Annotated in this window: 9 protein-coding genes and 2 tRNA genes; 9 read left to right on the top strand and 2 right to left on the bottom strand. The window is 38.9% G+C overall.

Translation table 11 applies throughout. From position 1 onward, the window contains the following. Positions 1-17 precede the first annotated feature (17 nt). The 3 genes from BMY66_RS13385 (at position 18) to BMY66_RS13395 (ending at position 3,545) form a co-directional block, all read left to right on the top strand. A complete protein-coding gene (locus BMY66_RS13385) occupies positions 18-581 on the top strand; it encodes an RNA polymerase sigma factor (protein WP_090395483.1) in 564 nt (187 codons plus the stop codon). Beyond that, positions 578-1,678: a DUF4179 domain-containing protein gene (locus BMY66_RS13390; RefSeq protein ID WP_090395484.1), complete on the top strand. Its 1,101-nt coding sequence runs from the start codon at positions 578-580 to the stop codon at positions 1,676-1,678. Before BMY66_RS13385 ends, BMY66_RS13390 begins: the two co-directional genes overlap by 4 nt. A gap of 157 nt (positions 1,679-1,835) precedes the next feature. After that, the gene (locus tag BMY66_RS13395; RefSeq protein WP_044937598.1) at positions 1,836-3,545 is read left to right on the top strand and encodes a methyl-accepting chemotaxis protein; all 1,710 of its coding nucleotides are present in this window, start codon (positions 1,836-1,838) and stop codon (positions 3,543-3,545) included. 48 nt (positions 3,546-3,593) lie between these two features. Here BMY66_RS13395 and BMY66_RS13400 read toward each other — a convergent pair whose 3' ends face one another. Continuing rightward, positions 3,594-3,989 carry a DUF6548 family protein gene (locus BMY66_RS13400; protein WP_074791981.1) on the bottom strand — a complete coding sequence of 132 codons (396 nt, stop codon included), beginning with the start codon at positions 3,987-3,989 and terminating at the stop codon, positions 3,594-3,596. A 20-nt stretch (positions 3,990-4,009) separates the two neighbouring features. Further along, positions 4,010-5,455 carry a GGDEF domain-containing protein gene (locus BMY66_RS13405; RefSeq protein WP_090395485.1) on the bottom strand — a complete coding sequence of 482 codons (1,446 nt, stop codon included), beginning with the start codon at positions 5,453-5,455 and terminating at the stop codon, positions 4,010-4,012. Between the two features lie 178 nt (positions 5,456-5,633). Here BMY66_RS13405 and BMY66_RS13410 point away from each other — a divergent pair, with 178 nt between their 5' ends. The 6 genes from BMY66_RS13410 (at position 5,634) to BMY66_RS13435 (ending at position 10,617) form a co-directional block, all read left to right on the top strand. Then, a complete protein-coding gene (locus BMY66_RS13410; RefSeq protein WP_090395486.1) occupies positions 5,634-6,224 on the top strand; it encodes an HD domain-containing protein in 591 nt (196 codons plus the stop codon). Positions 6,225-6,237: 13 nt separating this feature from the next. After that, positions 6,238-7,305 (top strand): tRNA 2-thiouridine(34) synthase MnmA, encoded by a 1,068-nt coding sequence (mnmA, locus tag BMY66_RS13415; RefSeq protein WP_090395487.1) that lies wholly within the window; start codon positions 6,238-6,240, stop codon positions 7,303-7,305. A gap of 29 nt (positions 7,306-7,334) precedes the next feature. Next, complete coding sequence (locus BMY66_RS13420) at positions 7,335-9,767, top strand: homocysteine S-methyltransferase family protein (RefSeq protein ID WP_090395488.1); 2,433 nt, start codon at positions 7,335-7,337, stop codon at positions 9,765-9,767. A 68-nt stretch (positions 9,768-9,835) separates the two neighbouring features. Then, positions 9,836-10,270, top strand: coding sequence for a hypothetical protein (locus BMY66_RS13425; RefSeq protein ID WP_090395489.1), 435 nt, complete (start codon positions 9,836-9,838; stop codon positions 10,268-10,270). A gap of 168 nt (positions 10,271-10,438) precedes the next feature. After that, positions 10,439-10,511: transfer RNA gene (locus BMY66_RS13430), tRNA-Val, on the top strand. A 32-nt stretch (positions 10,512-10,543) separates the two neighbouring features. Next, positions 10,544-10,617 (top strand) — tRNA-Met (locus tag BMY66_RS13435). The last annotated feature ends 219 nt before the right edge of the window (positions 10,618-10,836 follow it).

Raw genomic sequence — 10,836 nt, forward strand, 5'->3', positions numbered from 1 at the left:
ATTCGAAGGGAGCAAATATGAGAGACGAGGAGATAATAGAGTTATATTTCGATCGTAATGAACGTGCAATTGAAGAGACAGATGTTAAGTATGGCAATTATCTGGCATCTATAGCAGGAAATATTTTAAAGTGTCCAGAGGATGTGGAAGAAGCTTTAGATGATACATATATGAAGGCATGGAAAAGAATTCCGCCAACAAGACCTCAGATTTTGAGAATCTTTTTAGGGAAGATTACTCGTAACATTGCATTTAATAAATACGAGAATATGACAGCGAAAAAAAGAGGCGGTGGAGAAATAGCGGAAGTACTTGATGAGCTTGAGGAATGTATACCAGATTCAAGTGATGTTGAAGGCTCAATTCTTGGGGCAGAGCTTTCGCGTATTATCAGAGATTTTGTAAATAATCTACCAGACAGGGAAGCTTATATTTTCTCATGTAGATATTTTTACACAGAGGATATCAGTACAATTTCTAAAAAGTTTGGAATGACTCAGAACAACGTATCAGTGACTCTTAGTAGATTAAGAGGAAAGCTACAGAGCACATTAGTAAGGGAGGGATATTTAGCATCATGAGAAGTAGAGATTTGTATTTAAGTATGGTTGGAATCGACGATACAGTATTAGCAAAAGCATATAGATATTCAGAGGGAAAAAAGGTTGTAAAATTTCATAAGAGATTATCATTTGTTGCATGTATTTGTTTTGCTCTTCTAGCAACAGCCACAGCTGCAGCAGCCATACATCATTTCTGGGGAAGAGGAATGAGTGGTGCCCTAAAATCTTCTGATGTGCAGCAGCAGACTTTAACTGAACAGGGACAGGCTATCGTATATCCTGAGCTTGCTGATTATTCTTCATATCAAGTGACAGATCAGGGAATCACTATAGCTCCCGACACAGTAGTTGCCGATGATAAATTTGCATATGTATCATTTAAAGTTTCGGGATTTAGCATTTCTGATAAAGAAGAGCCAGGGGTAGATGTAGATTATTATTTAGGTGATGAGAAAGATTCAGAGTCTTCATGGGTAAGTGGAAGCAGCTACTTCTATGATGGAATTATAATTGATGATAATGGCATGGGTGTTTATGAGGATGGATCGCCACTTGAGCAGGATGGATTTATTGGTCATTACTTGGATGAGAATGGAGATTTGGAATACGTAATCCAAATTCAGGCGGTAGATGGATTAAATACAATACCAGGAAATACCCTACATGTGGAATTTTCTTCACTTGGAATATATCCTGGTAAAGCCGAGTATGAGGCGCAAGTAAAAGGTAATTGGAGCTTTGAATTACAGCTTCCAACCACTAGCAACGCCCAGACAATAACAGTAAATAAAGATGTACCTGAAAGCAATTTTACAATCACAACTATAGATATATCACCTGTATCAATAACAGTGAACTATAAGGTTAATGGAAAGGTAGAGGCTAGTGAGGACGGCACCGGAATACCTGAATTTACAGGTTTTGTTATGAAAGATGGTACTAGACTTCCTTATGTTGGAAACGGAGGCTCTAGCGGATTTACAGATGATACTGAGGAATATGCAGTATGTGCAAGTTGCTTTGATAGAGTTATTGATATTTCTGAAATAAAATCCTTACTACTATGGCCAACAGATTGTGGTGGAGTTGATAAAGTTGAGGTAGAAATACAGTAAAATCATAAATAATGATATTAAAATGAGACATTCTTGGAAGAATGTCTCATTTTTTATAGAAAAAACACAAAATATATACAGTATCCATATATAATAGTATTGTTCGCAACATAAAAATAATTTGGAAAATAACTATATATACTGAAAGGAGTATTATATGGAAAAGTCTAAAAAGAAAGGATTCAATCTTCATTCTATATATGTGAAGATACTTGCACTGATAGTTATAAGTGTTGTTGCGTTTTTCGTACTCAACATTGCTTATATCATTCCAAGAGCAAAGGCTACTATCCAGAAAGTCAACGAAAACAATATGCAGGATTTGTCCACTCTATGCTCGGAAATTGTAGAGCAGGAAATTGCAGCGAAGGGACTTGAAGGAGTAGATTATGAAGTGCTTAAGCCTATTTTTGAAGGTAGAGGCTTAAATGGTATAGATTCTAGCTCTATTTATGTTGTAGATCAGGATGGCATTTTCTTGTATCACAAGAAGGAAGATAAAATCGGAACAGAGGTATTTAATGAGGATGTGAAAAATATACTGGCACAAATACCAACCGGTTCATATGTTCCAAGCGGTATTATTCATTACGTAGATGAAAATGGCGTTGCTAAATATAGTTCATATCAGGTAATAGAGTCTGCTGGCTGGGTGACAGTTTGCGTGGCAAATGAGTCAGAGATTATGGCAGAGATTAACCAGATTAGAAATCTTGGAATTCTCTTATCATGTATAGTTGGTGTGGTTGTGCTTATTATAGGTATTGTTGCTGCCAAAGGCATAACTGGACCAATCAAGATTATTACAAATATTATTGGTAGTGTTTCAAAGCTTGATTTCTCTTCAAGTGGTGAGTTGGAAGTTATTGAGCATAAGAAGGATGAAACTGGAACTATGGCTAGAGCTGTAGGAGAGATGGAAGAGAGCCTTCGAAATATAGTTGAGCGTATTGCCCATACTTCTGTTGATTTGGAAGGACATGCTCTTAGACTTAAGGATATTACCGCTGAAATCGATTCTGCTAATGCAGACAATTCAGCCACATCTGAGGAGCTTGCAGCTAGTATGCAGGAAACAAGTGCTACCACGGACGTAATCAGCGAAAGAACAGTTGCAATCAAAGAGAATGCTGATGCTATTGCTGATGAAGTTAGGGTCGGTGCAGACAATGCAAAAGAGACCAGAAAGAAAGCAAGTGCAGTCTATGATGAAACTGTTGCAGCCAAGGAAAAGACTGAAAGAATGTACGAAGAGATTAATGCACAGGGACAGGAAGCACTTGAAAAGTCAAAAGCTGTTGAGAAGGTTAATTCTCTTGCAGCGGCAATTCAGGATATTGCCAGCCAGACAAATCTGCTTGCTTTAAATGCATCAATTGAAGCAGCTCGTGCAGGCGAGGCAGGAAAAGGCTTTGCAGTTGTAGCTACAGAAATCGGTGGACTTGCAACTCAGTCTAGCGATACAGTTGCTGGTATTATGGAAATCGTATCTGAGGTTCAGAATTCTGTAGACTTAATGAATGAGTGTCTTACAAGAACACTTGGATATATAGAAAAAGATGTTGCAAACGATTATGATAGCTTCCTTAAAATGGCAGATAACTACAAGCTTGATGCAGAGAATTTCTCAGATGTATTAGGCGATATATCAGAAAAGATTGGAGAACTTCAGGAGTCTACCACAGCAATTTCTATTTCAGTTGATGAGATTTCTAAGACTGTAGGTGAGGCGGCAGAAGCGGTAACAACAGTGGCAGAAAAAGCAACTGATGTTGCAATGCTTTCTGACGGTGTTGTAAAGGTTGTAGGTGAGACAGAAGAAAACTCTAACGAGCTTAGAGATATTAAAGATTCATTTACAATTTAATGAAGATAATAATAAAACCAATCCCTGCAATGGGGATTGGTTTTTATTTTAGCTAAATAGTGCTTTTAGTTTTTGGAAAAAGCTTTTTTTACGTTTTTTATAGGTAAATTCCAGTTTGCTGTATTTTGAAAGAGGATCTGCATGGGATTCTAGCTTGGTAAGGAATACCTTAATCCAAACCACATCCTCATCTTTTCCTTGGAAGTCATCAAAACTGCTTTCGGCATTATCGAGACTGTCGTAGCGAACTTTCATTTTCTGTAAGCGGGCGATTGTAGGATCCCACTCTGGTAAAACATCTCGTACATCGATTACGGCATTTTTCATTTCTTTTATATATCTGACCACACCGTTTTCCTCGATTTTAAAACGCTTTGCCAACACGGAATCAAAGTACTGGTATTCATCATAAAAGTTTTCATTCACAATTCTGTTTGTATTCATAGTATGTCACCTTTCGTATATTATCTACGTTTATCAGGATAGGCTTCGTAAAAGGCATTTTTATCCTCGTACATGTTTTCATCTGCATATCTCATTGCCAGTCGAAGATTTCCGCTATTTGCATCGTAATAATGTCCTATAGCAAAATTTAACCAATCAGGATCACAGGCCTTTTGTCGTAATAGGGCAAGCTTTTCTAAAAATTCCCCTTCTGTGCTATTAAGGGATATGATGGCGAATTCGTCACCGCCTGCTCGATATATTTGATCACCTATAAAAACTTCCTTAAGCACCTTGGCAGCATCCTTTAATAATTCATCCCCTGAATTGTGTCCGCCATGGTCGTTTATTGTTTTTAAACCATTTAGATCACAGAAGGCCACTGCAAATGGTTTGGGATCCAGCTTCAGCTTAAGGGAAAGCTCATCCACATTAACGTTCATGCAGTTTCTGTTTAAAACGCCTGTAAGCACATCTACGTTGCTGAGATATTCCAGCTTTTCTAGAATCATGTGATTGGCAACTTCAGCTGTCAGGAAAAATGAAATGAGCTCCAAAGTTTCTTTGATTCTAGTCATTTCTGAAGTGTCAAAATTTGATATATAAAGATAGCCTATTATATTTCCATGATGAATAAATGGCATAAGGCAAAGAGCCTGACCGCCTGCATCTTTATATGTTTTTAGCCAGGCAGGAGCTTTCGCTTCGTAGAGGTTCATATCTTGCTCGTTTTGAATAATTATATTGTTGGTTTCTGAAAGAAGAGTTTGCCAACAACCAACTATATCAAATGGAAAATGGGAAAAGATTTCCTTGATACAGTAAGCGTTGTCTCTTACAGATTCGCTTATGATTTCAAAATTCTTTTGGTCGTAATCTACAGTCAGAATACAAGCAGACTCTGAATCCACATATTCTCTCAAGTCCTTTGTAATTATGTCCATGCTTGTTGAGAATGCATTTTCATTTCTCATTTCCAGGCAAGCTTTAATTACAAAGCTGGAAATATCAGGTGATACAGCACTGAATTTTCCAGTATCCATTTCCTTATTAAGAGTGTACATGAACTGGCAATAAGCAACATTTTCTCCGTGCGCACAGTTCACAGGAAACAAAATGTCCTCAGTCCAGTAGCCATAGATTTTAGTAGTATCTACATATGTATGAATATGCTCATTTCCCCAGGCAGCTCTAAAGCATATGTCTTCGAATTTTGGTTCCTTTGGAAGATGAGCAGTATACAATTGTCCTTCAATTACCTCGTCAAAATTTTCAAAGGCAACTTTATTATTACCTTCCTGCTCCATAAACATGTCGTAGTAGCTTCTTTTGAAGATATCGTTTATGGCGTAAAAACGAATATCACCACAGGTGCCATCAGATTTTTTCTCTACAGACATGATTGTGCATGGAAGAGAAGATAGATTTGCTGTTTGTTTTAGTAGTGAATATAAATCGTTACCCATATCTTACCTATAGAAATAACATTGTATAAGGATTATTATTTATTCTATTTAATATTTGTGCCTACTTTGTGAAAATTGTGGTATTTTTTGAAATGATTTTATGTTGAAAAGACTAGAGTTTTATTTTATTCTATCCCATAATAGATTTATCTACTAAATTGATAGGAGATATATTAAAATGGACGATAGACTTAAAAAACAATTAGATTTTGCATTAGAAATAGATAAAGAAAAGAACATATTTAGACAAACTCATTTGTCGGGCCATGGCAGAAATGAAAATGATGCTGAGCACGCCTGGCATATGGCCATTATGGCGTATCTTCTTAGAGAATATTCAAATGAACCAGTTGATATAGGCAAAGTAATGCTGATGTGCTTGATTCACGATATTGTGGAGATTGATGCAGGTGATACCTATGCCTATGATGAGGAAAATAAAAAGACACAAGCAGCCAGAGAGGAAGCTGCTAAGAATCGTATATTCGGAATGCTTCCAGAAGATCAGGCAAAGGAATTAATGTCTCTTTTTGAAGAATTCGAAGCCTATGAAACAGCAGAGGCCAAGTTTGCTCGAGCAATGGATAATGTACAGCCACTAATGCTTAATAATAGCAATGGTGGAGAAGATTGGCGCAAGCATGGAGTCACTGCTACACAGGTACATGGCAGACAGGACAAGACAGCTTTAGGTTCGAAAAAGCTTTTTGAAGTGGTTGATGCAATTATTAGCGACAATATAAGTCGAGGAAATATTAAAGACGAATAGTTTTGGAGGAAAAATGAAAGCACTTATAGCAATGAGTGGCGGAGTAGATAGTAGTGTCGCTGCTTTAATGATGAAGGAAAAAGGATATGAATGCATTGGTTGTACAATGAAGCTGTATGCCAATGAGGATATAGGGGTGTGTGGCTCACATACTTGCTGTTCCCTTGATGATGTGGAGGATGCAAAATCCGTAGCACGTAGATTAGGTATGCCACATCATACCTTCAATTTTCAGGATAAATTCAGAGAAACTGTAATAGATGATTTTATCTATTGCTATGAAAATGGTATGACACCTAATCCTTGTATTGAATGTAACAAGCATATGAAGTTTGATGAGCTTTATAGAAGGGCTGAGATTCTTGGCTGTGAGAAAATAGTTACAGGACACTATGCAAGAATAAGAAAGACTGATAATGGTTATCAGCTTCTTAAGGGACTGGATTCAAACAAGGATCAGAGCTATGTATTATATGCAATGACTCAAAATGAATTAGCACACACTGAATTCCCATTAGGTGAGATTTCTAAGGATGAGGTTAGAAAAATCGCTGAAAGCCACGACTTCATAAATGCAAACAAGCCTGACAGTCAGGATATTTGCTTTGTACCAGATGGCGATTATGTTTCAGCCTTGAAGAGATTTACAGGTAAGGAATATGCACCAGGTGATTTTGTGGACCAGGATGGCAATGTTATGGGTACACACAAGGGTATTGTTGGATACACAATAGGACAGCGTAAGGGGCTTGGTATTTCGGCAGAACATCCTCTTTATGTAACAGCTCTTGATGTAAAGAACAATCGAGTAATCCTTGGTAAAAACGAAGATTTATTTACAACAACCACTATTGTTAAGAACATCAACTGGATTGATCCAACAGACGACAGACCTACATTTAAATGCAAGGCCAAGGTTCGCTATCGTATGACTGAGCAGCCATGCACAGTTGAGCGTATTGATGCAACTTCAGCAAAGGTTGTTTTTGATGAGCCACAGCGAGCAATCACACCAGGACAGGCAGCTGTTTTCTATGATGGCGATGTAGTACTTGGTGGTGGAACAATTTTAAGAGACTAGAGTTAAGCGGGTTTTTAAGAGGAGAAATAATGACTAGAGCGGATTTTAGAGAGTTACTTGAAAAGAGAATTGTATTTATTGATGGGGCTACAGGTACTGAGCTTCAAAAAAGGGGAATGCCTGCAGGAGTATGTCCAGAAAAATGGATTATTGATAATCCTTGGGCTATTCAGGAATTGCAAAAGGCTTATTTTGATGCAGGTTCAGATATTGTGTTGGCACCTACTTTCACAGCCTCTAGAATCAAGCTAGCAGAATATGGGTTAGAGGACAAGCTTGTGGAGATGAATAGACAGCTTGTCCGCCTCTCAAGGCAGGTTGCAGGGGATAAAGGCCTTGTTGCAGCAGATATTTCTATGACAGGTAAGCAGCTTTATCCTCTTGGAGACCTTATGTTTGAGGATTTAGTAGACTGCTATAAGGAGCAGGTGGAGGCTATTCTTCAGGAAGGTGTAGATCTTTTCGTAGTTGAAACTATGATGAGCCTTCAGGAGTGTCGTGCAGCAGTTCTTGCTATCAAGGAATCATGTGACTTACCAATCATTGTTTCACTTACCTTTAATCCAGATGGAAAGACACTGTACGGAACATCACCAGATACAGCCATGATTGTTCTTCAGTCAATGGGTGTAGATTGTGTGGGAATGAATTGCAGCACTGGCCCTGATGCTATGCTAGAGCTTGTTCAGCAGATGGCGGCAGTTGCAAACATCCCTATTATTGTAAAGCCAAACGCTGGCTTGCCTGAGCTTGAGGATGGTAAGACTGTTTACAAGATGAGCCCTGATGTTTTTGCAGATGCTTGCGAAAAGCTTTATGAAGCAGGAGCATGGCTCTTTGGTGGATGTTGCGGTTCTACACCGGAACACATATCAGCTCTGGTTTCTCGTTTGAAGGATAAAAAACAGCATCAGATTGAAAAGAAGCCTATGAGGGTTGTTACTTCTGAGCGAATGAATACCTGGATTGATTTAGACGGACCATTTATGGTAATCGGTGAAAGAATCAATCCTACAGGCAAAAAGAAATTCCAGGCTAGCCTACTTTCAGGCTCTCTATCCATGGTTGTGGATTTTGCAAGAGAGCAGGAAGAAAAGGGCGCCAACATTCTCGACGTAAATATGGGTATGAATGGCATCGATGAGAAGCAGATGATGCTTGATAGTATTTATGAGGTAACATCAGCAGTTGATTTACCGTTATGTTTGGATACTAGCCATGTGGATGTTATGGAGGCTGCGCTTCGCATATATCCAGGACGTGCTCTCATTAACTCTATATCTGCTGAAAAAGAAAAGATGGAGCCTATGCTTAAGCTTGCAAAGAAATATGGAGCTATGTTTATCACACTTCCATTGTCGGGAGCGGGACTTCCAAAGGATATGGAAGAAAAGAAAGAGCATATTGCCACTGTTCTTAATGCAGCAGAAGCTATTGGACTAGATAGGGATGCAGCAGTGGTAGACGTGCTGGTACAGACAGTTGGTGCTGAAGGTACAGCAGGATTACAGTGCTTTGAAACCATAGAATACTGCAAGAATGAGTTGGGACTTCCTACAGTATGCGGTTTGTCCAACATATCATTTGGAATGCCTAATAGACAGTTTGTAAACGCCACATATCTTACCATAGCTGTCAGCAAAGGCCTTACTATGGCTATTGCAAATCCAAGCCAGGATATGCTTATGTATCAGGCTGCAGCAGCAGATACACTTATGAACAAGCCTGGGGCGTTGGAAAAATATGCATCACTGCCAGTGTTATCAATGACAGCGGGAGGAGCCACTAATGGTAGTGCAGCTGGGGCAAAGCCTGAAACCAGCACAACATCTTCAGAAAGTCCAGTGGCTGAGTGTGTTATAAAAGGAAAAAAGGACCAGATAGTTTCTGAGATACAAAAACTTTTAGATGCTGGAATGGAGCCACAGGAAATCATCGAAAATCACCTTATTAAGGGAATAAACGTAGTAGGTGATTTATATGATAAAAAAAAGTATTTCTTGCCACAGCTAATAGCGGGAGCAAATGCGATGGAAGTGGGAATGAAGCATATAGAACCACTTCTTGCCAGCGATTCTACTGAAGCAAAGGCGACGGTTGTTATTGCCACAGTAGAGGGTGATATTCACGATATTGGAAAGAATTTGGTTGCACTTATGCTTAAAAACTATGGCTTCAACGTAATTGATTTAGGCAAGGATGTACCAGCAGCCACAATCATTGATAAGGCAGTAGAGGTTGATGCAGATATAATTGGTCTGTCTGCCCTTATGACCACCACAATGATGCGAATGGATGATGTGGTTAAGCTCGCTAAGGAAAAGGGCTGTAGAGCTAAGATTATTATTGGCGGAGCATGTATAAACGAATCCTTCAAGGATGAGATTAGTGCAGATGGATATTCGGCTGATGCAGCAGAATGTGTAAAGTTGGTTCAAAATATTATGGAGAAATGGGCATAGATTTTTTAACTAAAATCTAGTAATGTATTATTAGTGATATGTGAAAATCAAAGTGAGGGAGTTTGACTATGACAAAAGAAGAATTAGCTGAGAAGCTTCAGGGATGTCACTATGGTCTTTCAGATGTAGAGGAATCTCTTATTGAAGAGGCAAGAGTGAATGGCCTTGTTATTGGCTATGGCAGTTTAAATACTGTTATCCAGTTTGAGGGTGCTACATACGAAGAGGGTGATGATCTCTCTGAAGAAAGCGAGATGATGTATGTGGACTATGAAAGCCCAAATACAATCAAGGCATTTTGGAAGGGCCTTTGCAAGGGAGAAAAGGGTGGAAATCCAGATTACTCTTGGAGCTACGAAACATCCTTCCCAGTAGCACATTTCAGAATGATTGGCCGCCGCACAAGAATTAATGATGAAAAATACTGTGAGGGAATCGTTTTCGAATTAAAGGACCTTCAGGCAAAGCATATTGATTTGGAAGGTACAATGTCATATTTCTAAAACAAAAGCAGACTTTTAGGTCTGCTTTTTTTATTTTATGGATGTACATATTTCAGGTAATTCCTCTAAATAGTAAAAATATTGCGAAAATTAATAATTATGTTGACATTGGGGGCTTGTTTTGTTATCTTTATGAAGTCGCTTGAAGCGGTAAACGCTAATAGCTCTGGGATCTTAGCTCAGCTGGGAGAGCATCTGCCTTACAAGCAGAGGGTCACAGGTTCGAGCCCTGTAGGTCCCATTTATTTAAACTAAATATTCGTTTCACAATATGGCGAGATAGCTCAGTTGGCTAGAGCACGCGGTTCATACCCGCGGTGTCGAGGGTTCGAATCCCCCTCTCGCTACTAAAAATAAAAGCTAGACCAAATGGTCTAGCTTTTATTTTTATTCAGCTCGATGTGGATTCAACTCAATCAAACCGCGGGGTTCCCGCGATGTCGAGGGGCGAGCGTGGTCCGGTGGACCACATGGTTGCGAGCCGACCGAGCCGGCAGGCGAGAATCGAATCCCCTTATAATATTCTTATACATAGAGTATAATAGTATTCAAATTGAGGTTACATT

The organism is Pseudobutyrivibrio sp. C4 (assembly GCF_900111635.1).
Classification (GTDB): Bacteria; Bacillota; Clostridia; order Lachnospirales; family Lachnospiraceae; genus Pseudobutyrivibrio; species Pseudobutyrivibrio ruminis.